Origin of the sequence: Micromonospora sp. WMMD987, from assembly GCF_029581435.1 — a bacterium.
Taxonomy (GTDB): Bacteria; Actinomycetota; Actinomycetes; order Mycobacteriales; family Micromonosporaceae; genus Micromonospora; species Micromonospora rifamycinica.
The window spans coordinates 1,441,186-1,466,291 of record NZ_CP120861.1; the positions used below are offsets into that span (position 1 = coordinate 1,441,186).

At 71.5% G+C, this 25,106-nt stretch carries 16 protein-coding genes; 13 read left to right on the forward strand and 3 right to left on the reverse strand.

The annotated features are described in order from the left end of the window. Nucleotides 1-237: 237 nt before the first annotated feature. From O7612_RS06400 to O7612_RS06440, 9 genes are all read left to right on the forward strand, one after another. Nucleotides 238-1,683 carry an AMP-binding protein gene (locus tag O7612_RS06400; RefSeq protein WP_282271297.1) on the forward strand — a complete coding sequence of 482 codons (1,446 nt, stop codon included), beginning with the start codon at nt 238-240 and terminating at the stop codon, nt 1,681-1,683. A gap of 151 nt (nt 1,684-1,834) precedes the next feature. Then, nucleotides 1,835-3,121 carry an extracellular solute-binding protein gene (locus O7612_RS06405; protein WP_282271299.1) on the forward strand — a complete coding sequence of 429 codons (1,287 nt, stop codon included), beginning with the start codon at nt 1,835-1,837 and terminating at the stop codon, nt 3,119-3,121. A 99-nt stretch (nt 3,122-3,220) separates the two neighbouring features. Continuing rightward, the gene (locus tag O7612_RS06410; protein WP_282271301.1) at nt 3,221-4,096 is read left to right on the forward strand and encodes a sugar ABC transporter permease; all 876 of its coding nucleotides are present in this window, start codon (nt 3,221-3,223) and stop codon (nt 4,094-4,096) included. Further along, nucleotides 4,089-5,039 (forward strand): carbohydrate ABC transporter permease, encoded by a 951-nt coding sequence (locus O7612_RS06415; protein WP_282271303.1) that lies wholly within the window; start codon nt 4,089-4,091, stop codon nt 5,037-5,039. The genes O7612_RS06410 and O7612_RS06415 overlap by 8 nt, the downstream gene beginning before the upstream one ends. A 173-nt stretch (nt 5,040-5,212) precedes the next feature. Further along, a complete protein-coding gene (locus O7612_RS06420) occupies nt 5,213-5,743 on the forward strand; it encodes a phosphopantetheine-binding protein (protein WP_282271305.1) in 531 nt (176 codons plus the stop codon). Continuing rightward, a complete protein-coding gene (locus tag O7612_RS06425; RefSeq protein ID WP_282271307.1) occupies nt 5,740-6,912 on the forward strand; it encodes a serine hydrolase domain-containing protein in 1,173 nt (390 codons plus the stop codon). The genes O7612_RS06420 and O7612_RS06425 overlap by 4 nt, the downstream gene beginning before the upstream one ends. Nucleotides 6,913-6,968: 56 nt before the next feature. Continuing rightward, nucleotides 6,969-9,575 carry an alpha-L-rhamnosidase gene (locus O7612_RS06430; protein WP_282271309.1) on the forward strand — a complete coding sequence of 869 codons (2,607 nt, stop codon included), beginning with the start codon at nt 6,969-6,971 and terminating at the stop codon, nt 9,573-9,575. Between the two features lie 207 nt (nt 9,576-9,782). After that, on the forward strand, nt 9,783-12,194 hold the full coding sequence (locus O7612_RS06435) for a CehA/McbA family metallohydrolase (protein ID WP_282271312.1): 2,412 nt from the start codon (nt 9,783-9,785) through the stop codon (nt 12,192-12,194). A gap of 34 nt (nt 12,195-12,228) precedes the next feature. Next, nucleotides 12,229-12,987 (forward strand): phytanoyl-CoA dioxygenase family protein, encoded by a 759-nt coding sequence (locus O7612_RS06440; protein WP_282271314.1) that lies wholly within the window; start codon nt 12,229-12,231, stop codon nt 12,985-12,987. Nucleotides 12,988-13,183: 196 nt separating this feature from the next. Here the strand turns inward: O7612_RS06440 and O7612_RS06445 are convergent, their stop codons facing one another. Then, the gene (locus O7612_RS06445) at nt 13,184-13,897 is read right to left on the reverse strand and encodes an EcsC family protein (RefSeq protein ID WP_282271316.1); all 714 of its coding nucleotides are present in this window, start codon (nt 13,895-13,897) and stop codon (nt 13,184-13,186) included. A 19-nt stretch (nt 13,898-13,916) separates the two neighbouring features. On the opposite strand from O7612_RS06445, the gene O7612_RS06450 reads away from it, so the two are divergent. Beyond that, nucleotides 13,917-14,084, forward strand: coding sequence for a hypothetical protein (locus O7612_RS06450; RefSeq protein WP_282271318.1), 168 nt, complete (start codon nt 13,917-13,919; stop codon nt 14,082-14,084). Between the two features lie 115 nt (nt 14,085-14,199). Here O7612_RS06450 and O7612_RS06455 read toward each other — a convergent pair whose 3' ends face one another. Continuing rightward, nucleotides 14,200-18,288 carry an Ig-like domain-containing protein gene (locus O7612_RS06455; protein WP_282271319.1) on the reverse strand — a complete coding sequence of 1,363 codons (4,089 nt, stop codon included), beginning with the start codon at nt 18,286-18,288 and terminating at the stop codon, nt 14,200-14,202. Nucleotides 18,289-18,906: 618 nt separating this feature from the next. Between O7612_RS06455 and O7612_RS06460 the strand changes: the two genes are divergently transcribed. From O7612_RS06460 to O7612_RS06470, 3 genes are read left to right on the forward strand one after another with little or no spacing between them, the layout of a single operon-like run. Then, nucleotides 18,907-19,635 carry an NUDIX domain-containing protein gene (locus tag O7612_RS06460; RefSeq protein WP_282271321.1) on the forward strand — a complete coding sequence of 243 codons (729 nt, stop codon included), beginning with the start codon at nt 18,907-18,909 and terminating at the stop codon, nt 19,633-19,635. After that, nucleotides 19,632-20,786, forward strand: a complete 1,155-nt coding sequence (locus O7612_RS06465; protein ID WP_282271323.1) for a 5'-methylthioadenosine/S-adenosylhomocysteine nucleosidase — start codon at nt 19,632-19,634, stop codon at nt 20,784-20,786. The genes O7612_RS06460 and O7612_RS06465 overlap by 4 nt, the downstream gene beginning before the upstream one ends. Continuing rightward, nucleotides 20,786-22,777 carry a hypothetical protein gene (locus O7612_RS06470; protein ID WP_282271325.1) on the forward strand — a complete coding sequence of 664 codons (1,992 nt, stop codon included), beginning with the start codon at nt 20,786-20,788 and terminating at the stop codon, nt 22,775-22,777. Before O7612_RS06465 ends, O7612_RS06470 begins: the two co-directional genes overlap by 1 nt. Nucleotides 22,778-22,906: 129 nt before the next feature. On the opposite strand, the gene O7612_RS06475 is transcribed toward O7612_RS06470, so the two are convergent. Next, nucleotides 22,907-25,000, reverse strand: a complete 2,094-nt coding sequence (locus tag O7612_RS06475) for a DUF4153 domain-containing protein (protein ID WP_282271327.1) — start codon at nt 24,998-25,000, stop codon at nt 22,907-22,909. Nucleotides 25,001-25,106 lie beyond the last annotated feature (106 nt).

Consider the following 25,106-nt stretch of genomic DNA (forward strand, 5'->3'; position numbering starts at 1 on the left):
ACGCCCAGCGCGTCCGCGCCGGTGACGCTCCGACGGGTGGACCATCCGCAATTTCATGATCAGCTTGCTGCGATCCGACCGTATCACACGGCATCGACCCCCGCGGATTACCGGATCGTGGGAAGGTCGGTGCGGCAGGGCGGGCCGGCGGGTCAGGCGGTTCCCGGCGTCCGACGCCCGTGGACGGGCCGCCCCGGGCCGGGACGCGACCCCGTCGGGGCGGGTGAGGAGGCGGCGTTGACCGAGATCCGCGACCTGCTGCTCGGTGGAACCGACGGCGACCCGGCCCTCGTCTCCGCGCACCGGACGATCACCTTCGGGGAACTGCGCGGACAGCTGGACAGGACCGCCGAGGCGTTGCGCACTCTCAACGGGAGTGGGGAAAAGGAGGTCATCTTCTGTTTCCTACAGAACTCGATCGAGTTGTCTCTTGTTTATCTGGGTGCCATTTCCGCCGGGCAGGCGGTGGCGTTGTTCCCGCCCGACACGCCGGTGCACCGGAAGCGACTTCTCGTCGCCACCTACCGACCCGGGCTCGTGTTCCAGCGACCCGGCGATACCGATTCGTACCTGCGGGAATGTGGATACCGGGCCGCCCCGCCGACGGCGACGGGCGGGCCGGGCGCGGCCTGGGTCGCCCCGGAACCGGCCGGTGGGGTCGGGGCCGAGCTGGCGCTGCTGCTGTCCACCTCCGGCTCCACCGGGTCGCCGAAGCTGGTGCGGATCGGCGCGGACGCCGTGCTGGCGAACGCCGCCGGCATCGGCCGGGCACTGGACCTGTCCGCCGCGCAGCGCGCCGTGACCAGCGTGCCGCTGTGCTACAGCTACGGGCTCTCGATCCTGACCAGCCATCTCGCGGCCGGGTCGGCGGTCGTGGTGACCGACCTGAGCCCGCTGGGCGTGGGCTTCTGGAAACTCGTGCACCGCACCGCCGTGACCACCGTCGGCGGCACCCCGCTGGTCCACGAGGCGCTGCTGGGTGGGCGGGGCGGCCGGCTGCCGCCGTCGGTGCGGGTGCTCACCCAGGCGGGCGGACGACTGCCGCACCGGCTGCTCCGCGCCGCCGTGGACTGGGCCGACCGTACCGGTGGGGCGTTCCACTGCATGTACGGCCAGACCGAGGCGACCTCCCGGATCACCTGCCTGGCCGCGCACCGCCTCGCCGACAAGACGGGCTCGGTCGGCACCCCGCTGCCCGGCGGTCGGGTGACGGTGCGGCCGACGCGCCCGGGACAGGCCGAGGGGCCGATCCGCTACACCGGACCCAACGTGATGCTGGGCTACGCCACCTGCCGCGCCGACCTGGCGCGCGGGCGGGAGGTCGACACGCTGGACACCGGTGATCTCGGCCGGCTCGACGACGAGGGTTTCCTCTACGTGACGGGCCGGTCGTCGCGGTTCGCCAAGGTGCTCGACCGCCGGGTGAGCCTCGACGACGTCGAGGAGTGGTGCGGGCCGGTGGGTCAGGTCGCCGCGGTCGCCACGGCGGGCGGGACACCGATCGTCGTCTTCACCACCCGGGAGCCGGACACCCTCGAACCGGTCCGGCGGGAGATCGCCGGTACCCTCGCCGTTCCGGCGGCCATGGTGGTGGTCAGACGGGTGGCCACGATGCCGCGCACCGCCGCCGGAAAGCTCGACTATTCCGCGCTCGACCAGATGGTGGACGCCGGGTCCGGCTGACCATTGTCGGGATAACGACTGCGCGGTCGCGACCGTTCAGCACCGCCGACGACACCCGCCAATCCGATGGCATCCTGACTGACGACTTAGGGCTAGACTACCGACCCACTGTCCAAGACCATCGTCTGCCGTCCAGGATGGAGAGACACCGGTGACTGCCAACAAGAGACTCCGTACTGCAGCGCTCGCGGTCACGCTGACGCTCGGCGTCTCACTCGCCGGCTGCGGCGACGGGGCCGAATCCTCCGGTGTCACCGAGATCCGCTACTCGGCCCGGTTGACGGGCGTCGGTGACGACGCCGACGCGGCGATCGTGGAGGCCTTCAACAAGAAGTTCGAGGGCCGGTACCGCGTCACCCGGACGGCGATCGACGACGAGACGTACAAGACGAAGCAGATCACCCAGCTGACCGGGGGCGACGCGCCGGACGTCTTCTACGCGTGGGCGGGCGGCCGGGCGAAGGACGTCATCGACGCCGGCTTCGCCGCTGAGCTCGACGGCTACTACGAGCAGTACGGATGGACCAAGCGGCTGAACACGCTCGGCCAGGCCCAGGCGACGTTCAACGGCAAGAAGTACTTCGCCCCGACGATGATGTCCTCCAGCGCCATCTGGTACCAGCCGGACATCTTCTCCAAGAAGGGCGTCACCGTCCCCACGACCATGCCCGAGCTGGAGGCCGCGGCGGCCAAGCTCAAGGCCGGCGGGGTGGCCCCCTTCCTCCTCTCCAACAAGGAGAAGTGGGAGGCGCAGTTCTACTGGACGCAGCTCGTCGTGGCGGAGAACGGGCCGGCGGTCTACAACGACCTGGTCGCCGGCAAGGGCAAGTGGACCGACGCGCCGTTCGTCGCGGCCTGGCAGAAGCTCGCCGACTGGAACGCGGCCGGCTACTACTACGGATCGCCGAACTCGATCGGCTACGCCGACTCGACCATCCCGTGGGTGAAGGGTGAGGGGGCGATGAACGTGCAGGGCAACTGGTACCCGAGCACCATCGCCGGGTCGGACAAGGCGGCGGCCGAGAAGATGGACTACTTTGTCTTCCCCGCCGCGGCGGGCAAGCAGAGCACGCTGGAGATCTACGCCGAGAACACCCTGATGATCAACGCGAAGTCGGACCAGCGTCGCCGGGACGCGGCCGCGGCCTTCGTCGACTACTACGTGGCCGCCGAGGCGCAGACGACGCTGGGCAAGGCCGGCCGGCTGTTCCCGGCCAACGTCGAGGTCGACCTGACGACGCTCGACCTGTCCAAGGTCATGCTCAAGCTCGCGGACGCCATGAAGTCGCAGACGAGCGACACCTTCCTGCACGTGGACCTCGCGTTCACCGCCGAGGTCGCGAACGAGTTCCTGGACGCCACCCAGGGCGTCGTCAACAAGACCGTGACGCCCGCCGAGGCGGCCAAGCGCGTGCAGGCCGTGGCCGACCGGCAGTAGTCGGGGCGGGACACCGGTCAACCTGGAGGCAGTGTGAACGGTCCGTGGCGCCCCGCGCCGGTGCGGCGACCCCCGGCGCGCGGGCGTCCGGCCCGTCCGGTGCGGACGTCCCGGGAAGGCCTGCTCTACCTGGTCGTTCCCGTGATCGCGTACGTCGCCGTCATCATCCTGCCGATCGTCATGACCGCCAGGTTGAGCCTCTACAAGTCCAACGGCTTCACCCCGCCGCGGTGGGTGGGCCTGGACAACTACACCCGGATGGCGCAGGACCCCGCCTTCCGGACGGCGCTGGTGAACACCCTCGTCTGGACCGCGGTGACGATGACCGTCCCGGTGGCGGTCGGCCTCGTATACGCCGCCGTGCTGAACTCGCGGCGGCTGCGCGGCACGGGTCTGCTGCGGGCGCTGGTCTTCCTGCCGAGCACGATGAGCCTGGTGACCCTGGGCATCATGTTCTCCCTGGTCTACAACTCGTCGTTCGGTGCCCTGAACGGGGTGCTCGACGCCGTCGGCCTCGGCTTCCTGGCCCAGGACTGGCTCGGCGATCCGGACCTGGTGCTGTACTCGCTCGTGGCGGTCTTCGCCTGGCAGTTCTCGGGCCTCAGCATGGCGCTGTTCAACGCCAGCATCAGACAGATCCCGGCGGAGCTCTACGAAGCCGCGCGGGTCGACGGGGCGAACGGGCTCCAGCGGTTCCGCTACGTCACGCTGCCCCGGGTCCGGCCGGTCATGGTGGTCGTCGTCGCGTTGACCGTGATCCAGTCACTCCGGTCGTTCGACCTCGTCTACGTGATGACCAAGGGCGGGCCGGACAACGCGAGCGCCCTGCTGGGCTACTACATGTACGTCCAGACGTTCGTGAACCGCAACCAGGGCTACGGTGCCGCGATCGCCGTGGTCATCCTGCTGCTCAGTCTCACCTTCGCGATCGTGTACGTGCGCCGGGTGGCGACGCGGGAGGCGTTCGATGAGTGACCCGTCCGAGGTCGTCGACGGCACCCGCCCCGCCGGGACCGTGCCGGTCGCCAAGCTGCCGGTCGGCAGGCGGCCCCTCGGCAAGCTGCCGGGCGGTGCGCGGGCCGCGCGACGGCGGCCCCGGCGACGCTACTCGGTCACCGCGTCGGTGGCCGCGGCCGTCGCGGTGGTGCTGTGGCTCTACCCCTTCTGGCTGTCGTTGCAGACGTCGCTCAAGTCGGACGCGGACATCCGCCAGAGCCCGTTCTCGCCGGCCGTGCCGCCCACCCTCGACGCGTACGTCCGGGCGTGGACGACCCTCGACATGCCGACCCTGCTGGGCAACAGCCTGGTGCTGGCGGTGGGCGGCGCGCTCATCAACGTCGTGGTCACCTTCCCGATCGCGTTCTTCATCGCCCGCCGCCTGATCCCGTTCGCCGACGTGCTCTTCGTCTTCCTCCTGGTCGGGCTGATGGTCCCGCAGCAGATGGTCGTCCTGCCGCTGTACCGGATCGCCGAGTCGCTCGGGCTCACCGGCTCGCTGACGGGCCTCGTCCTGATTCACGGGGTGTACGGGATCCCGTTCAGCCTGCTCATCTTCCGGGGCTTCTTCGCCGGCATCCCCCGGTCCCTCGACGACAGCGCCCGGTTGGACGGGTGCAGCGACTCGGGCGTGCTCCTGCGCATCCTCGCGCCGCTCAGCGGCCCGGCGCTGGCCACCGTCTTCGTGCTCCAGTTCATCAACATCTGGAACGAGTTCCTCTTCGCCGTCGTGCTGCTCAACAACTCCGCCACCTGGCCGGTCACGGTGGGCGTGCTGCCGGTGCAGCTGAGTCAGTACTTCGTGTCCTGGAACCTGCCGGCGGCGGCCCTGCTCATCGCCCAGCTCCCGACGCTCGTCCTGTACGTCGTGGCGCAGCGCTGGGTCGTGCGCGGCATGACCGCCGGGGCGATGAGCGGCTGACCGTCGCCGACGGATCGTCGCACCGGCCGGTCGGGCATCGACAATCTTCCCTCCCCTGTGGCGCTCCGGTATGGTCGGTGACCTGGCCGGGGCGCGGAGGAACCGTCCACGCCCCGCGGAAGGACACCGCCCGACCGTCCCGCCGAGAGCCGGCACGTCGAGATGGGGTCGCTATGCCCGCTGTGCGCAAGGACGTCGAGGCGACGCTGATCGACCGGCCCGACGTCGACGGCGCGTCCGTCATCGACTACGACGCGCCCGGCCCGGTGCTGGTCCTGGTGCGTCCCGACGGCTTCTGCAGCGGCCCCGAGCTGCGGGACGCCTGCGCCGAGGTGCTCGAAGCGGAGGCGTCACGGATCACCGTCGTCCTGGTCACGGAGCTGCCGGACCTGGCGGACGGCTTCCCCGACCCCGAGGCGCTGCTGGCGGAGTCGGTCTACGTCTACCGCTACGAACCCGCCGCGACCGGGACCGAGGAACGGGTCGTCGCGCTGTGGAACCGGATCCTGGACCGGCACCGGACGGGGGTGACCGACGACTTCCTCGACCTCGGTGGGGACTCGGTGAGCGCGGTGCGGGTCGTCGCCGGGATCAGGCAGGAGTTCGGCGTCGACGTCGACCTGATGCGGTTCTTCAACAATCCGTCGGTGCGGCACGTCGCGGCGCTGGTCGATGCCGGGCGGGACCGGGGAACGACCGGATGAGCCCGCGGGCGGGAGCCGCCGCCGACCTTCCCGACATCGAGACCCACCGCGCGTCACCGGCCGCGATGCTCGACGCCTTCGTGGCCGAGGGCCACTGTAGGAGCGGGCAGCTGGTCGTCCGGGTCGACGGCCGGCAGGTGCTCAGCCACGCGACCGGTGAGGCCCGGCCGGGCGTGCCGATGTCCGTCGGGACCAAGGTCAGGCTGGACTGCGCGATGAAGCCGGTGGTGGCCATGGGGATCCTGGCGCTGGCGGCCCGCGGGTTGCTCTCCGTCGACGAGCCGGTGAGCAGGTACGTCCCCGAGTTCGGCTGCGGCGGCAAGGAGACGATCACGGCGCACCACCTGCTCACCCACACGGCCGGACACTTCATGCCCAGGAACGCGTTCCCCTACATCTCGTCGCCGGCCGTGCTCAAGCAGCGGCTCTTCGCCGGCCGGATCGGCGACTGGACGCCCGGCACCGTCATCCGGTACGACAGCTGGGGGGGCTGGTGGACGTTGACCGAGATGATCGAGCGGGTGACGACCCTGCCCTGGGCCGACTTCCTCGCCGAGCACGTCCTGCGACCGGCGGGCGCCGGCGCGCTGGAACTGGTCCCCGTCCCCGGACCCGACCCGTCCCGGCTCGAACTGGCCTACTGGTCCCTCCGGTTCGGTGAACCGGTCTGCGAGCTGACCCGGCTGAACACCCCGCAGGCGCTCGCCTGGCCCAACCCGGCCTACGGTGGGTACGCGCCGATGGAGGCGCTGGCCGAGCTGTACACGGTGCTCAGCGAGCCGGATCGGTGCCGGGACCTCCTCGGCTTCGACCCGTCGCCGATGACCACCCCGCAGCAGCCGGCCGGACTGACCGAGGAACCCGCCGACCGGTTCGTCACCGGGTCCGAGGCGGACGAGGACACCGACCGGTCGTTCCGGGTGGAGAACGGCATGGGGTACGGCATGTTCCTCCGGCTGGACCGGTGCAACTTCTCCCGCGAGGTCTCGCCGGCCAGCTTCGGGCACCACAGCAACGCGGGGACGTGGGGCATGTGCGACCCCCGGGCCGGTCTGGTGATCGCGCTACGGATGAACGGCGTGCCCCGGGAGCTGATCGGCGACGGGAGCGCCTACCGCCGCACCCACGGCCATCCGGTCGTCGCCGCCGTGTACCGGGCGTTCCGCTGACCCCCGTGCCGGGGTCCGGCGGAGCCCCGCGCTGAGCGAGGCGGAGGAGCCGGCAGATGGCGGACGTCCGGGTGGGCCGGGTGCGGTTCGGGCACCTCCGTACCGCGCTGGGCGTCGGTGACCGCGCGCCGCGACTGTCCTGGCGCACCGAGTCCGCGCCGGACGGCTGGCGGCAGGCCGGCTACGAGGTCGAGGTGGACGCCGTCGGTCACCGGGTCGCCTCGCCGGACTCGGTGGGCGTGCCGTGGCCGGCGCCGGAGCTGCGCTCCCGGGACCGCCGTACGGTGCGGGTCCGGGTGACCGGCATGGACGGGGCGGTCTCCCGCTGGAGCGCACCGGCGACGGTGGAGGCGGGGCTGCTGGAGCCGTCGGACTGGACGGCGCGGCTGGTCGTCCCGCCGGACGGTCCGGCCCCCCTCGTGCGCCGGGGCTTCACCCTCGACGCGCCGGTCGCCTCGGCCCGGCTCTACGTCACCGCGCACGGCCTGTACCGGGCCGAGATCAACGGACGGCCGGTCGGTGCGGACGCCTTCGCGCCCGGCTGGACGAGCTACCACCACCGGCTGCGCTACCAGACCTACGAGGTGACCGACCTGCTGCGGCAGGGCGACAACGTGCTGGGGGCGCAGCTGGCGGACGGCTGGTTCCGGGGCCGGCTGACCTTCGCCACCCGTCGGCGGAACGTCTACGGCGACCGGTTGGCCCTGCTGGCGCAGTTGGAGGTCGTCCTGGTCGACGGCCGCACGGTGACCGTCGGCACCGACGCCCGCTGGCGGGCGGCCAACGGGCCGGTGACCTCCGCCGACCTCTACAACGGCGAGCACCACGACGCCCGGCTCGAACAGCCCGGCTGGTCCGCCCCCGGTTTCGACGACCGCGCCTGGCGGCCCTGCGCGGTGCGGGACGTCGATCCGGGCGTCCTGGTGGCACCCGACGGCCCGCCGGTCCGCCTGATCGAGCGGGTGCCGGTCCGCGCGGTGCTGACCTCGCCGTCCGGCCGGACGCTGCTGGACTTCGGGCAGAACCTGGTGGGCACCCTGGAGATCCGCCCGACGGGGCCGGCCGGCACGACGGTCACCCTGCGCCACGCCGAGGTGCTCGAACACGGCGAACTCGGCGTCCGGCCGCTGCGGACCGCCGCCGCCACCGACCGGTACACGCTGCGCGGCGACCCGGCGGGGGAACGGTGGCGACCCCACTTCACCTTCCACGGCTTCCGGTACGCGGAGGTGACCGGCTGGCCGGGCGAGCTGCGGGCCGAGGACGTGACCGCCCTCGTCCACCACTCCGATCTGGAGCGCACCGGGTGGTTCGCCTGCTCCGACCCGCTGCTGAACCGGCTGCACGGCAACGTCGTCTGGTCGATGCGCGGCAACTTCCTGGACGTCCCGACCGACTGCCCGCAGCGCGACGAGCGGCTGGGCTGGACCGGTGACATCCAGGTCTTCGCGCCGACCGCCAGCTACCTGTACGACTGCGCCGGGTTCCTGACCTCCTGGCTGAAGGACCTGGCCGCCGACCAGACGCCGGACGGCATCGTGCCGCTGTTCGTGCCCCGGGTCGACCTGGGCGGGCCGTTCGCCGAGCCGGTCGGGCACGCCGGGTGGGGCGACGCGGCGGTGCTGGTGCCGTGGGCCGTGTACCGGCACTTCGGCGACACCGGGATCCTGCGCCGCCAGTACCGGAGCATGTGCGCCTGGGTGGACGGGGTGACCGCCGCGCTCGGCGGGCGGCCGCTGTTCGACGAGCCGGAGCTGACGTACGGCGACTGGCTGGATCCCACCGCTCCGCCGGACCACCCGGCGGCGGCCGTCACCGACCCGGTCCTGGTCGGCACCGCCTACCGCGTGCACACCGCGCGGGTGCTGTCGCGGACCGCCCGGATCCTCGGCGAGGAGGCCGACGCGGTCAGGTTCGCCGAGCTGGCCGAGCGCTGCCGTCGGGCGTTCTGCGACGAGTACGTCAGCCCGAACGGTCGGGTCGTCGGCGACTCGCCGACCGGCTACGCGCTGGCCCTGGAGTTCGCGCTGCTCGACGACGACCGGCAGCGTGCGCGGGCGGCGCAACGGCTGGTCGAGGTGGTGCGCAGCCGGGGCCACCGGATCGCGACCGGCTTCCTCGGCACCCCGCTGATCTGCGACGCGCTGTGCACAGCCGGCGCGCTCGACGACGCCTACCAGCTCCTCACCCAGCGGGAGTGCCCCTCCTGGCTCTACCCGGTCACCATGGACGCCACCACCGTCTGGGAACGGTGGGACAGCATGCTGCCCGACGGGAGCATCAACCCGGGCGGGATGACGTCGTTCAACCACTACGCCCTCGGCGCGGTCGCGGACTGGATGCACCGGGTGCTCGGCGGCCTGGCGCCCGGTGCGCCGGGGTACCGGGTCCTCACCGTCGCCCCCCGCCCCGGTGGCGGCGTGGCCTGGGCCAGGACGGCGCACCTGACCCCGTACGGCCGGGCCGAGGTGTCCTGGCGGCGGGCGGACGGCATGCTCACCGTCGACGTGACCGTGCCCGTCGGGGTCACCGCCGTGGTGGTGCTGCCCGGCGGCGACCCCGTCGACGTCGGACCCGGCCGGCACCGGTTCAGCGCGGCCCACCGCGCGCCGGCCGACGACCCGGTCTGGCACCCGCCCCCCATCCCCACCGACTTCGACTGACGCGGGTGGTCGTCCCGCCGGCGGGACGACCACCCGGAGGTGGTGGAAGTGCCCTGGGCGGACGATAATGATCTCGGGTTTCGCATCGACTTATATCGACGTGCTGGTCGGTCGGCCGTGCGGTGGGGAAGCACTTCCGTGCCGGGTACGGATCGAAGGGGGGATGGGGAGCCGGGTCCGTCCGGACGCCGCGTCCCCGGACTATCAATGCCGAGTTACGAGCCAGTGGACCTCTCCGCGGTGTGCAACGCCGGTGTGGACGTGCTCGGCGATCCGCCGGGCCGGGCGCCGATCGGGCGGGTGGACCTGCGCGGCCTGCCGTTCCTGATCGGGTCGGAACCGCCGTCCGCGGCCCGCTGCTACCTGATGCCCACCGCCCCGGTGTCGGTCCCGATCGGCCGACCGGCGCCCCGGGTGATCATCGCGCACCGGTTGCTCGAACGGGACGCCCCGGTGGCCCACCCGGTCGGGCAGACCGTCGCCGAGTACGCGTTCCACCTGGCCGGCGGCCGGGTCGTCCGGGTGCCGGTCCGGGAGCGGTTCGAGATCGAGATCGTGCACCCGCCACTGTGGAGCCGACAGCCGTTCCTCGGCGTCACCGACACCGCCGACTACGAGCAGCCCCGCTTCGCGGGCGACGACTGGGGCGAGGCCGGCTTCCGGCTGACCGAGCACAGCCAGGAGGCGCCCATCGGGTACTACCTGTGGTGCTGGGAGAACCCCCACCCGCAGGTGCCGGTCGAACGGATCGAGTTCGTCCCGACGTCCGCCCGCCTCATTGTCGCCGGCATCACGACCAGCGACGTCGACGAGTACCCCTTCGTCCGTACCCCGGCCCGCCCGGTGCGGCTGACGCCGAAGGACGGGCGGGCCGGCCCCCTCGGGGTCGACGTCGACCGGGGGGTGGCCACCAGCCCGCAGCCGCTGCCCGGTGTCGAGGACGACCGGGTCGGCTGGGGCACCGCCGGGGGGACGTCCCGGTACGCCCTGGTCGCCGCCCTGCCGTCGGCCACCGTCACGGTCCGGCAGGGCGACGAGGAACTCGCGCGGCTGCGCTGGGCCGACGTCGAGCGGGGCCCGGTGGACACCGGCCGGGTGTCCGTGGAGGTGGTGGAGAGCGGCCGGAACTGGGTGCACGTCACCGTCGTCGACGACGCGACCGGCGCACCGGTGCCGTGCCGGGTCCACTTCAGCTCGCCCGCCGGGGTGCCCTACCAGCCGCACGGCCACCACCAGCACGTCGCGCAGAACCTGCGGAGCTGGCACTACGACGTGGGCGGCGACGTCCGGCTGGGGGAGCGCACCTACGCGTACATCGACGGCACCTGCCAGGGGTGGCTGCCGCGCGGCGACGTGATCATCGACGTCGCCCGCGGATTCGAGTACGAGCCGCTGCGGCAGACCGTGCGGATCGAGCCGGGTCAGCAGAACCTGGAGCTGCGGATCAGCCGGATCGCCGACCTGGCCGCGGAGGGATGGTGGTCGGGCGACTCGCACGTGCACTTCCTGTCGACCGCCGGCGCCCAGCTCGAACAGCTCGGTGAGGACCTGCGGGTGGTCAACCTGCTGCAGTCGCAGTGGGGCTCGCTGTTCACCAACATCGAGGACTTCTCCGGCCGGCCCGCCGTGATCGACGGTGGTGGCTACCTGACGTACGTCGGGCAGGAGAACCGGCAGCACACGCTCGGGCACGTGGTGCTCTGGGGCCTGACCAGGCCGGTCATGCCGTGGTGCAGCGACGGCCCCGGTGAGGCCGAACTCGGCGGCGCGCTGGACGCGACACTGAGCGACTGGGCCGACCGGACCCACGCCCAGGGCGGCACGGTCGTCGCGGCGCACTTCCCGAACCCCAACGGCGAACCGGCCGTGCTGGTGGCGACCGGGCGGGCGGACGCCGTCGAGATGGCGGCCTACTCGGACGGCGCGACCGAGGAGTACTACCACTATCTCAACAGCGGTTACCGGCTGCCGCTGGTCGGCGGCACCGACAAGATGTCCAGCGCCGTGCCGGTCGGCCTCTACCGGACGTACGCGCGGGTGGACGGCGAGTTCAGCTATGCGGCCTGGTGCCGGGCGGTACGGGCCGGGCGCACCTTCCTCTCCGGAGGGCCGCTGCTGACGCTCACCGTCGACGGTGACGGACCCGGCGACACCGTCCGCCTCGCCGGACCCGGGACGGTCCGGGTACACGCCACCGTGCGCAGCATCTTCCCGCTACGTTCCCTCGAGGTCGTGCTCAACGGCGAGGTCGTCGCCCGCGCCGAGAGCGACGGCGGCCGACAGGCCGAGATCACCACGGACCTGCCGATCGGCGCGCACTCGTGGATCGCCTGCCGGGCCTTCGGCACCGACTACCACCTCGACGAATGGGCCCGCCGGGTCTTCGCGCACACGTCCCCGGTCTACGTCGCCTGCGGCGGCGACTGGGCGATGGCCGATCCCGAGGGGATCCGGCGGATCCGGACGCTCATCGAGGGCGCCCGCGACTACGTCCGGCACACCGCGGCCCGCCGGCCCGACCACTCCACCACGCACCACCACGGCGAGGTCGACCACCTCGCCTGGCTGGAACGTCCGTTCATGGAGGCCCTGCGGGCACTGGACGAGCGCGGGAGCTGACAGACCTCACCGCCACGGTGACGAAGGAGACGAGATGGACATCGGGACCGCCCTGGGGGACCTCGGGGTAACTGACGACACCCTGTCCGAGGACGAGCGGGCACGGCTCGACACCGACGGGTTCCTGGTGCTGCCGGGCATCCTCGCCGCGCAGCAGTTGGAGACGATTCGCCGTCGTCTCGCCGAACTCTCCGCCGAGGAGGGCGACCGGGCCGGTACCGAGGTGCACCGGGAGGCCGGCACCGACCGGCTGGCCGATCTGGTCAACAAGGACCCGGTCTTCGACGTCTGCTTCACCCACCCCCGGGTCCTCGCCGGAATCGCCCATGTGCTGACCGACTTCACGCTCTCCTCCCTGAACAGCCGGGCCGCCCTGCCGGGCGGCGGCCACCAGGGACTGCACGCCGACTGGGGCAGGCCGTTCCGGCCCGGCGACTACCAGGTCTGCAACTCCGTCTGGATGATCGACGACTTCACCGGGGAGAACGGGGCCACCCGTGTCGTCCCCGGCAGCCACCGTCTCGGCCTGCGCCCGGCCCACGTCATGGACAACACCGAGGACCCGCACCCCGACGAGATCACCCTGCTCGGGGCGGCCGGCACCGTGGTCGTCGTCAACAGCCACCTGTGGCACGGCGGCACCACGAACCGGACCGACCGGCCGCGTCGCGCCCTGCACTCCTTCTTCTGCCGGCGCGGGCTCAAACAGCAGGTGGACCAGGCCGGCTACCTGCGGCCGGCGACCCGCGACCGGCTCACCCCCGCCGCCCGCCACATCCTCGGCGTCCCGTGACCGGGGAAAGCCGCTGACGAGAGGGCACTGGGGGTGTTCCTATGCCTCTCGTCAGGCACGGGGTATGGGTTGGTCAGTTGTCGGGTGAGGTCGTCGAGGCCGGCGGCCGGTTTCCGAGCATCGTCAGGGCGACGCGACGGCTCCGGCGGATCGACGTTCTGGGCGTCAAGGGTCGGCGCGCTCTACCCCCGGTGGCTCAGATGGATGCCGGGAAGTTGGCCTTGGCCGCGCGGCCCACCAGAGCGGTGAGGGCGGCATCCATCCCGGCACCGACGAGGCCCCCCGCGATCGGGATGCCCTTGGCCAGGGTGATGGCCGAACGCTGTGTCCCGTACTTGGCGAGAAGCATGAAGCCGACCTGCGCGTTGATCTTCCGAATGACGGCGATCGGGATCGCCTTGATCATGTGGGCGGTCAACTTCGCCCCGACCTTGACTCCCGCGGCCTGGAGCGAGCCCGCCAGCGTTCCGCCTGCCGTGGTGAGAACGATGAAGGTCTGGAAGTGCGGGTCCGAGATGTCGTAGCCCCGCAGGTACGCGATCGACCCGACGAGTCGTGCGTTGATCACCAGTGACCCGGCGATGTTCGCGGGAAGGGTGACGGGCATGGCCACGAAACCGCCCAGACCGGTGACGAACCCGTTGGTGGACGCCGCAGCCACCGACTCCTTGACCAGTCGATCGATCACCCGCTCGATCGCTTCCTTGCTCGCGTGGTCACGCAGGGGCACGCCGTCGGAGTCGATGATCGGAGCCCCTGCGGCCGACATGGCCTTGCTGAGGCGGGCCTCCGCGTAGGGGATGGACCCGGTGATCGGGCCGACGCCATCCTCGATGACCTTCACGGTCAGGTTCTGGAAGTGGCGGGCTATCGCGTTGGAAGGGGCGTCGCTGTGCTCGTCCGCGTCCATCGTTACTCCGTTCCTGGCCGTGCGGATCAGCCGACCGCTGACCAGGCGCGAGGCCGGACCGGTGCAGACGGACGGGGCGGTGCTGGTCGCCCCGCTGCGCCGCATGACGGCGACGACCCAGCGCCGGTTGCGTACCGCGTCGAGCGGCCCGGCATCGCAGGGCGTCGCTCGCGGGACGTACGTATGATCCACAAAGGGGATGCCAGATCGTCGGTTCGATCGGCTAGCCGACAGACCCGGTTCGGTGGTGCACGTACTGAGGGGAGGGATCCCGGCGGACCCCTCCCCTCAGCGTCGGGCCGTCACGACCTGATCAGGGTCACCTGCACCGTCTCGCCCGGGCTCTGCCCGGCCGTGTTGGCGAACCCGACGGTGAACGTCACGTCCAGTCGACCCGTCCTGACCAGGGTCTGCCGGTACGCGGGGGCGACCGTCACGGTCACCGTGACGGTGTTCGCCTTCGCCACCTGCCGGGTGACCCCCACCACCTTCTCCCCGGTGAGGGTGAGGGTGCCGGCGGTGTTCACCGTCGCGGTGAGCGTGGCCGTACCCGAGGTGGGGCTGGTCTCGACCGAGTCGATCCGTACGGTCGGAGCCGGGGTCGCCGGGTCGACCGTGCCGACGACCGGCTTGGACAGCGTCGACTGCCCGGACGAGTCGACCACCATCGCCTGGAACCTGACCTGCCTACCGGCGTCCTTCGCCGTCGGCGTCCAGTCGAACAGGTAGGGGGCGGTGGTGCTGGTGCCGACCAGGGTGCCGTTGACGAACAGGCTCGCCGAGGCGATGGCGAAGTCGTCGGTGCCCCGGACCAGCGGGTGCACCGTCGACCCGACCCGGAACACCGCGCCACGTCCCGGGTCGCCCAGCTCGGCCGAGGGGGCGGCGTCGGCGACCCGACCCACTGTGGTCGGCACCGCCGGTGGCGGGGTCGGGCGGCGCTTGGTGACGTTGACCGTGGCGTTGCCGGCGCCGTCGACGCCGGAGATGGCCTCGACGCCGGTGTCCGGGACCGCCGGGCCGCCCGGCACCGGTTGCCCGGTGCCCAGGTAACTGCCGGTCAACGCGAACGGTGCACCCTCGCGTACCGCGCTGTTGTCGGCGTTGGCGTTGTAGACGGCGAACCCGTTGCCGGTGAGCACGTTGCGGGTGCCGGTGAGCGCGCCGGCCGTCTCGGTGCCGGCGTCGGTCAGCAGGATGCCGTACGACCGGGACGGGGCGGGCCGGTAGTAGTTCCCGGTGACCCGGCTGGTGTTCACGAAACCGGTCGTCCCGCTGGTGTAGGCGATGCCGGTCTGCGGGAACCGGCTGTTCGGCTCGCCGGTGACCACGGTGTCGGTCACGTACCCGCGTTGGCGGACGCCGGAGCGGACGGTGGTGTCCGGGGTGCCGTCGCGGCCCCGCGCGCCGTCGAAGAGGATGCCGCCGGACTGGTAGCCCCGGACCACGCTGCCGGTCACGGTCACCTCGCTCTCGACGGTGCCGGTGCCCGCCCCCCGGATGATGCCGGTCTTGACGATGCCCCAGCCGTGCGGGTGGGCGGCGAGTTCCCCGTCGGTGGTCGCCGTCCGCAGCGGGCCGACGACGCTGTCCGCCACCCGGCCGGCCGCGCCGAAGAACGCGATGCCCGCCTCGGCCCAGACGTCACCGGAGGTGACCGTCACGCCGGAGAGGTCGAGGAACATCTCGTTGGTGTCGGTCGAGCCGAGCGACTGCCGGGACACGGTGATCACGTTGCCGCCGCCGTCGCGTAGGTACGGCTGGTCGCCGGCCAGGTCGCCCAGCGACGGGTCCGGCATGATGGTCACCTTGTCCGCACCGGCCCCCTTGATCTTCAGGGGCTTGGTGACGGTCAGGCCGTTGCGCGCCCCGGTCTGCACCGGGTTGGACGCATGGTTCACCGGCGTCGACGACTCCTGGTAGACACCCGCGCACACCACGATGGTGTCCCACGGCGAGGCGAAGTCGACGGCACGCTGGATCGAGGTGAAGTCGGCCGTCGGGCACTGCTTCCGGTCGTCGTCGACCGTCCAGGTGGTGTTGCCCTGCGGGTTCGCCACCGGGTCGACCAGCGCGACATTGCCCGGGGAGTTGTCGTACGAGGCGAGGTAGGTCGCCGGGTCGGGGCCGCCGAGGGCGGACGGGCCGTGACCCGCGCCGTCGGCCCGGTCGCCGTCGGACAACAGGGACGCCCCCGCGTCGGATTCCTGGAAGCGTACGTCGGCCAGCTCGATCGAACCGGACTTCGGCAGGTCGCCCACCCCGAACCGGAGTTCCAGCTTCGCCAGCGCGCCGATGTCGACGCCCTGCGCCGCGAACTCGGCCAGCGGAACCCGGATCTGGTCGAGGACGATGTGGGTGTTCGGGGTGTTCGTGCCGGTCGACATGTGCAGGGCGTTGCCCCAGCGGGGATCCCCGGCGTCGACGGTCCCCTCACGGCCGGTGGCGTCCCGCAGCGCGATGACGAACCGCTGGGTCGTCGAGGCCGGGTCGTACGACGTGGGCTTCTCGTTGGGCCACACCGGGTTGGTCGGGGTGCCCTCGACGGTGGTGTCCCGGGTGTTGTCGCCCCGGTTGTCGGCACCCGGGTTGCGGGTGTCGAAGAAGTTCACGGCGGCGCTGAGCGCCAACGCCTTCAGGTGCCGTACGTCACCGGACGCGGCCGGGATCGCGGCGGTCAGCGACGCGGCCGAGCCCGGCTCCCAGGCGAGGGTGAGCTGGCGACCGTAGGAGTGGTTGACCGGGCTGTTCTCCCGGGTGCCGTTCTGCCCGCCGAGCGCGCCGGCCGCCGGCAGCGGGCAGGGCTTGGCGGCGGTCGGCAGCCCGGTCTTCCCGAGCTGTGCCGGGGCGAAGTCCTGCGGCTCGGGGTTGCACCAGTCGTACCCGCCGGGGGTGCTCGCCGGTTTCGGGGTGACCCCGGCCGCCTGCGCGTACGGGTCGGCGAAGCCGCTGCCGGTCAGCGTGCCGCCGAGGGCGTTACGGGTGAGCGGGTTGTTCATCTCGGGCCGGATCACGTCCACCCGCTCCTGCGGGGCGGCGAAGTAGCTGGTGTTGACCCGCTCGTCGCACCCGATCGCGGTGCCGGACGGGCTGGTCGGGCAGGCCGACGCGGGGACCTGCAACCCGCCGGGGGTGTTCGCCAGCTCGCCGGTCAGGTAGGGCTGGAACGCGCCCTCGCCGCCGACGTAGCGGCGGAAGAAGGCGGCCATCGTCGCCAGCCCCAGCTTCTCCTGGTCGCCCATCCGGGCCGGGTCGCCGGAGAACTTGGTGTTCACGGCCGGGTTCAGCGGGTCGGAGTTGTCGATGGCGTAGTTGCGGGCCGGGTCGGTGGAGCTGGCCGCGCCGCTGAGCCGCAGGTTGTGCGGGTGGATGTTGTTGGTCGCGAACGGCGCGGAGTTGCCGCACGCCGCGTCGTTGTTGCCCTGGCCGTCCGCGCCGCCGTCGGCGTACCAGACGGTGTTGTACCAGTTGTGGATCGCGCCGAGGTGCTCGACCTGGATGCGGGGGAACGGGTCGCCCGGGTTGACGTACTGGCTGCGCTCGAAGAGCCGCGCGCCCTGGAGGTTGGAGACGTCGCCGTCGCACATCGGCAGGATGGACAGATACGGCATCCCGTACGGGGCCTTGCGCTCGTAGTCCACCGGGGCGAGCGAGATCACCCCGCGCAACGGGTACCGCGGGCCGTCGGTACGGATGCGGTTGTAGTCGATGAAGCTGGACACCGCGTCACCGCCGCGCGAGTGGCCCATCAGGCCGATGCGGGTGAGGTCGAGACGGCCGGCGAGGGTGGTGCCGACGGTGGTGTGCGGGTCGACCGGCAGCCCGCCGGGGCGGTTCGCCGCGCTGAGCGCGTCGAGGGTGGCGGCGATCAGCATCCGCCGGCTGTGCATGCCTTTGCCCTTGTTGCCGTCCTGCCGCATCATCAGCTGGTCCTGGGACACCGAGAAGGTGGTGTAACCCCAGGTGGCGAGGTTCTCCGCGAGGTAGGCGTAGCCGTTCTCGTTGTGCTTGAACTGGGCGCAGGTGAGCTGTGCGGTGTCCTGACCGGAGTCGCACGAGCCGTGGTTGCCGTGCACCAGCACGAGCACCGGCGACGGCGTGCTGCGCCGGGTGAAGTCCGGGGTGTGGAGCTGGCCCCGGATCTCGATCTGCTCCGGGGCCTGCGCGGTCCCGGCCGTCGGGTCGGCGCCGGAGGAGTTGGGCTCCTGGATGGCGGCGAGGCCGAACTTGGCCTCCTGGACGGCCCGGTGGCCGAAGGGTCCGCGGGCTGTCGGGTCGGGCAGGTCGGTCGCGGTCGCCGGGGGCGGCGCGACCGCGGTGGGCGGGGCCGCGGTGGCCGGCCCCGCCAGGGCCACCATGGCCGTCACCGCGACGATCACCGGGAGGAGCACACGCGTGCTCCTCGATGTTCGTACCGTCAAAGGAGTCTCCTCGGAGCGAGTTGAGCGTTCAACGGTCGCGAACGCTAACCAGCCCCGGTTTCTCCGAGGTTTCCGTTGACAGCCGTTTTCGGGCTGATCGAATACTGTCCTACCAGGGGAAATGCGCCCTGGACGGTAACCCGGCGGGTAATCGGACGGGTGCTGGAACCGTGAACGGCCGCCGGCCGGTCCGCAGCGCCGCGTCCACACCCGACGACGGTGGTCGACCCCGAGCTGCCGGGACCGCGCGACGAAGACCACCACCCCGTCGGCACCGCCGTGACGAGGACATCGAGCATCCGGACCGCTTGGTCGTACGGTGCCCGTCCGCGAGGTCCGGTCCTCCTGGGGACGGATGTCCTGCCCGGTCGGCCACGCCGGCTTCGTGTCGTGCGCCGACGGCGGCGGAACGGGGCGACGCCCAGCGTGGCCGGGTGAACCCGCCGGAGCCCGCGCAGGGTGTCCAGACCGCGCAACGACTGGCTCTTCGAAGTCACGTGTCGGTGGAAGCCAACGCTGCGTCCGGGCGCTGAAATCCGACACTCGGTGGACTTCCTGTCAGGATGACAATAAGTCTATGGTCGATCCATGCCTGACGATTACTGGGTTCCGCCGACCGTGCTCCTTGCGGTTGACCTCGTCATCCTCACCCTGCGGGACTCCTGCCTTCAGGTGCTCTTGATCGAGCGCGGGGTTGAGCCCTACCAGGGTGCCTTGGCCCTGCCTGGCGGCTTCCTCGGCCACGAGAAGGAAGACCTCGTGACGGCTGCCCATCGAGAGCTGGCCGAGGAGGCGGGCTTGGGACCGGATCAGTTGCACCTCGAACAACTCGGCATCTACGGTGCGCCGGATCGTGACCCCCGAGGACGGGTGGTCTCCGCGGCTTACCTGGCCATCGCCCCTCGACTACCCGAGCCGGTCGCCGGTACCGACGCATCGCGGGCATGCTGGACGTCGGTGGAGCAGGCGTTGTCCGGTGACGCGCAGCTCGCCTTCGATCATGAGCAGATCCTGACCGACGGGGTCGACCGGGCGCGGGAGAAATTGGAGCGCTCGGCGCTCGCCACCGCCTTTTGCGGTCCGACCTTCACGATCTCGGAACTTCAGGACGTCTACGAGGCGGTCTGGGGCGTGCCCCTCGATGCACGGAACTTCTACCGGAAAGTGCAGAGCGTGGCCGGCTTCATCGTCCCCGCCGGGTCGAGTCGCAAGACCGATGGTGGGCGTCCCGCTCGGCTGTTTCGTCCCGGGCACCGCACGACTCTTCACCCTCCGATGATCCGACCCCTCAGCCAGGCAGACAGGGAGACAGCGTGAGCACGAACAGCGGTCTCGTCGTGATCCTCACGGCTCTGGACCTCGAATACGCAGCGGTCCGCGGCCACCTGACCGACCTGCGGGTACGGCGGCACCCCGCCGGCACCCGCTTCGAGGTCGGCCGGATCGGCCACAGCGACTGCCGGGTCGCCCTGGGGCTGGTCGGTAAGGGCAATCATCCGGCCGCGGTGCTCGCCGAGCGGGCGATGGCCGAGTTCGCACCGGCCGCTGTGCTGTTCGTGGGAGTCGCCGGTGGTCTTTGGCCCAACATCCGACTCGGCGACGTCGTGGTCGCCAGCAAGATCTACGCCTACCACGGCGGCACCAGCGAGGACGACGGTTTGAAGGCCCGACCGAAGGCTTGGGAGATCCCTCACGAGGCCGACCAGATCGCCCACCACGTCGACCGGTCCGCCACGTGGCGTGGTGGTCTTCCCGGAGACGCGGCGCCCAGAGTCCACTTCGGCCCGATTGCCGCGGGGGAGGTGGTGCAGGACTCGGGAATCTCGGAACAGGCCCGCTGGATCCGCCAGCACTACAACGACGCGGTAGCGATCGAGATGGAAGCGGCCGGTGTAGCCCAGGCGGGCCATCTCAACCGTGCCCTGCCCGTGGTGGTCGTGCGCGGCATCAGCGACCACGCCGACGGCAGCAAGGCGGCCACGGACGGACAGGACTGGCAACCGAAGGCCGCACGTCACGCTGCCGCGTTCGCCACCGCGCTGGCGCGAGAACTGATCATCGATGGGCCGCCCGGCCGAGGCGGCGCGGACCGGAACGGGAGCCCCACGATGCGAATGACCAACCGCAACAGCGCCACCGGGTCCGCCCACGTCGGGGTGCAGGCCGGGCAGATCTACGGCAACGTCACCGTCGGCGCTGGCGGCGGTCAGCCGATCGACCTGGCAGCGAACATCGCGGACCTGCGAAACCACCTCAAGCAGGCCCGCCTCGACGGACAACTGGACGAAGAAACCTATGCCGCCGCGGAGGCGGAACTGGAAGCGGCAACGGCATGCGTCTCGGCGGGCGCGGCCGAGAAGAAGAGCGGCCTGATGGTCGCGCTCAAGCGGTTGCGGGGCCTGGTGGCCGACGTGTCCGAGCTGGCCGCGCGGCTCGCGGTGATCATTGCCGTGGTGCGGGACCTGTGATGACAACCCCAACCGCGACCAACGTCGCCCAGGGAGACGCCCACGTCGACGTTCAGGCGGGCGTGGTCCACGGTGACATCAACTTCTACCGACTGCCGCCGAACCCGAGCCCGGAGGAGCAGTTCGCCTTCGCGCTGAAGTATCTCGACGCACGAGTTCGCGATCAGGCGCGCGAGCTCATCGAGAAGGCCGTCGCCGCCGGGTACGTGACCACGGAGGTCCAGTTCTACCGGTTGATCGCCCTGTTGAGCGGACGCACCCTGCGTCAACTCGCCCCCGAGGAACTGGATCGCCTCAACGCCATCTGCGCCGGCCTGCCCCGTCTCGACGACCGTGACGAGTGGACTTCGGGATTGAGGGTGATCACCCGCCTGCTGGCTCCCGTGGGCACCGCCGAGACGGATCTCGTGGTCAAGGAGATCGACGCGCTGAACCGGCGTCAACGCGACGGGATCTACGGCCACCTCGAGGCGCTACTCGAAGGCGCGATGCAGGAGGAGATATGGCGGAAGTCCGTCGCCCTGGCGGACTCGCAGCGCACAGCGGACGACCGATTCAACCGAATCTGGAAGTTCTTCCACCCCAAACCCGCGCAACCCCGAACCCTGCCGGTGCAGCCTGCTGCTGTTACGTTGCGCGACTGGCTGCGCGCCGGAGCTGGCGCGGCCGTGTTCACGCTCGCCATGGCGCAGATGATCGTGCTGGTGACGGCCCGCGGCCCGCTCGATTCGTTTCTTGGTCTGCTCACGGCCCTGGTCGGACTGGTCGCGTTCTGCGTCGGCGGAGCGGACCGGCACTACCGGAGGAAACGGCTGCGCATCAAGGAGGCCCAGATCCGTCCACCCCGGCAGCGCCGACGAGATGCGCCGCCGGGAGGATTCGCCCGCAAGGTGGACCGACTCTTCGACCGCTACTTCCGCCTGTACGTGCCCGAAGGAACCGACCGGAACTACTGGCGCGACCAGACGGCGGGGATCCGGCGGCACCTCCGCGACGAGGTGGTCGAGCTCTACCGGGAACAGCGCATCGAGGCCGAACGGGTCGCCTGGCTCGTCCGGCACCTGGTGGCAGATGTCCAGGGGCAATGGAAACGAGACACGCTGACGGCATACCGCCAGCAGCTCCGTGATCCTGCCAGGACCACAGCCCTCCAGTTTGGGGGACTGGCCCTCCTTGCCGCAGGGAGTCTCTGGGCCGTTCCTGCCGTCGTGACCAGCGCCCCCCTGTCCGGCACATGCTGGTTCCTGCTCGCGGTGGCGTCCGCGGTGCCGGCGGTGCGCTCGTCGTTCCGGATTGCCGGCGAACGACGCAGGGTCGCCGACGACCAGGCGGAACGCAACGACAAGGAGACGGACCGCTGGGCGGCGTACCACCGGTGGTGCCGCAAGCTGGCCGACAAGCCGTCAGACACGGAGATGGCCACCTGGTTGGAAAGCGACCGCAAAGTCCTGGTCGACCAGGCCATGCGGCAGTACCGACTCCGTCCCAGCCAGGTGATCGCCCACGCCTTCATCGAGGCGCCGGCACCCTCATGCAAGAAGGCGCGCTACCCGCAAGGACCGTGGCGGTACTCGCGGTACCGCCTGCTGCTGTTTCTCCTCACCGACGACGGCGTTCGGCAGGTCAACATCGATCTCGACTTCGAAGCCTCCGCGAGCCGGACCACCCAACGGCTCAACTACCGTTTCGATGCCGTCGCCGCCGTACGGATCGACGGCATCGCCACCCGACAGCAGACCTTTGAGCTGACTCTGTTCAACGGAGAACCCATCTCAATCCGCGTGAGCGATCCCGACAACGGGACGCTCCAGCAGGACGAGAGCCCGACCAAGATTGCCGAGTTGTCGCTGGACGCTGCCGGGCTCAGTCACACCCTGCACGTCCTCGAAGGCGTCGCCGCCGAAGGCAAGGAATGGGTCAGACACCGACGCGACCGTGCCGACGAAAGGCTCGCCAACCTCGCGAGCGCCATCCCCGGGCTGGTCGATTAGGTCGCGGTATCGGATGTCCGGGCCGCACGTCGGGCGGGCTCGGTGGCGGCCCGCCGTGCCGCTGCCCGGTCCACCCGACGCAGCTGCCCGGCCGGTGTCGTCACCGGGCCGGGTAGCGGGCGGGGGTGGTCAGCGCGGGGTGCGGTTGGTCTTCGGCAGGTCGAACTGGTCGGCGGCCTTGCAGTCCTTCTGCCCGCCGATGGCGCGTGGACCCAGCCGGTCCAGCTCGGCGCGGGCCCGGGTACGGCCCAGGTTCCAGGCGTACCACGGATCCGGCTCGGCGAGGTCGTCGTCGATCCAGCTCAACGTGCAGCGGCGGACCCGGTCCGGCAGGTTGGCCAGCGCCGGGGTGGCGTCGGCGGAGAGCGCCCGCAGGTACCAGGCGTCGATCTTGCCGGTCTGCTCGTACCGGGCGACGTTGCGGCGGGCCGCGTAGTCCTCCGGGTTGAGCACGGCCAGGCTGAGCAGCATCACCACGGCCAGTCCGACGGTCGCGCCGGGGATCCAGCGCCCCCGCCACCGCACGCCCGCCGCCAGGATCATCAGGAAGACCGCGCCGAGCAGCAGCTCGAAGGCCATCACGAAGATCCGCTCCCCGGTGAAGCTGTAGACCTTCTGGTACGTGTACATCCGGGACAGCGCCGACACCACGATCACCACGCTGAGCACGCTGAGCAGCCCGAGCAGGACCCGCAGCAGGATCCGTTCGACCCGGGTCTCCCGCCGGGCCCACCGGCTCACCCCACCCAGCACCGCCACGGTCAGCAGGGTCACCACGGTCAGTTGCCAGAACCCGCTGCGGGCGTACTCGGCGTAGCTCAGGCCGGCGGTGCGCAGGACGTGCCGCTGACCGCCGAAGAGCACGGTGAACTGCACCGCGACGAAGCCGACGAAGAGCAGGGTCAGGGCCGCGATGGCCGGGAACCACTCCAGCGTCCCCCACCGGCGACGGCCCTCCCGGTCGACGGTCGACAGGTCCGGCGGGGCGGCCAGGGTGTAGGTGGCGGCGACCGCGATCAGCCCGCCCACGACCGCCAGGAAGATCCAGCGGACCACCGTACCGGCGTTGATCTCGGGCAGGACCGCACCGAGGACCTGGTCGAAGGCGGCATCGGCAGAGGAGAGGAGCAGCCCGAAGACGAGCAGCACCAGCACCGTGGCGACCACCGAGCCGACGACCCGACGCAGCACCTGGCCGGTGCCGGTCGCGGTGACGTGCCGGCGTACCCAGGGCAGCCCGCGTAGCGCCGCGAACGGGGCCGCGACCAGGCTGAACAGGATCGAACGGACCTGCCGGCCGCCCACGATGGCCAGTGTCGCGCAGCCCAGCGCCCCGAACACGCAGAAGGTCACCAGCCACCAGGCGTTGCGGAAGGCCAGCACGGCCAGCAGCGCCAGCGCGGCCACCGCCCAGCCGCCCCGGATCAGGCGGTCGGTGCGGGTCAGCGCCCCGGTGCTCTTCCGGACGGCGGCGACCACCCCGGCGGTGAGGATCAGCCAGCCGAGGAACCAGCCGATGCCGGTGCGGGTCAACGGGACGAAGAACGCCACCCCCAGCGCGCCGGCGAGCACCGCCGCCGGCACCGCCCATCCACTGCCCGGCCGGGGACCGGGCCACCGGATGCTGAGGAACGACGGCGGTGGCGGCTGCGGGATCCAGGGCGTCGGTGACCCACCCCGGTGCGGGACCGGCTGTCCACCGGCCGCTGCGGCGGCCTCGGTACGCGGTGCCGGAACGGTCGCCGCCCGGCCGGGGCCGGAGGCGGCCACCGTCGGACCGGCCGTCGTCGCCGGTGGGTCGGCGGGCACCGGCCCGCCCGGCGTGGCGACTCCGCCGGGCTGCTGGTCACCGGACACGGCACCCGTGCCTGTGGCGCTGCGGGCGGTCGGCACGGCCGGGGCCGAAGCCGCGCCAGCAGTGGCGGGGCCGAGGCCGGGCTGCGTGGTGGCGGCGGGCTGCGCGGGCACGGCGGTGGGTTCCGGGCCGTCACCGTCGCCCGCCGGGGTGCCGGTGGTCGCCGGCACCAGGGGCAGGAAGAGGGCGTAGCCGAGGGTGCCGTCCGGTACCTGGACCGGGATGGCCCACCCGGGCGCACCCTCCTGACCGGGCCACCTGATCGCCGGTGGCATCCCCTCCAGCGCGGGCAGCGCCAACAGATACGGCGATCCGGGCGGCGTCGGGCTGCCGCCGGGGGAGTCTGACGTCGGTTCCGGCTCGGACACACCTGCTCCTTGATGCGGGAAGTGCGGTCACTGTAAAGCCAACCGGGTCCGGGCTGCCGCCCCCCGCTCCCGGCACGCCGGGCCGGACCGTCGAACCTTTGCCCGC

Coding starts and splice junctions, on each gene's coding strand:
- O7612_RS06415 (WP_282271303.1), top strand. CDS start 4,089: ATGAGTGACCCGTCCGAGGTCGTCGACGGCACCCGCCCCGCCGGGACC.
- O7612_RS06420 (WP_282271305.1), top strand. CDS start 5,213: ATGCCCGCTGTGCGCAAGGACGTCGAGGCGACGCTGATCGACCGGCCC.
- O7612_RS06425 (WP_282271307.1), top strand. CDS start 5,740: ATGAGCCCGCGGGCGGGAGCCGCCGCCGACCTTCCCGACATCGAGACC.
- O7612_RS06430 (WP_282271309.1), top strand. CDS start 6,969: ATGGCGGACGTCCGGGTGGGCCGGGTGCGGTTCGGGCACCTCCGTACC.
- O7612_RS06435 (WP_282271312.1), top strand. CDS start 9,783: ATGCCGAGTTACGAGCCAGTGGACCTCTCCGCGGTGTGCAACGCCGGT.
- O7612_RS06440 (WP_282271314.1), top strand. CDS start 12,229: ATGGACATCGGGACCGCCCTGGGGGACCTCGGGGTAACTGACGACACC.
- O7612_RS06445 (WP_282271316.1), bottom strand. CDS start 13,897: ATGGACGCGGACGAGCACAGCGACGCCCCTTCCAACGCGATAGCCCGC.
- O7612_RS06460 (WP_282271321.1), top strand. CDS start 18,907: ATGCCTGACGATTACTGGGTTCCGCCGACCGTGCTCCTTGCGGTTGAC.
- O7612_RS06470 (WP_282271325.1), top strand. CDS start 20,786: ATGACAACCCCAACCGCGACCAACGTCGCCCAGGGAGACGCCCACGTC.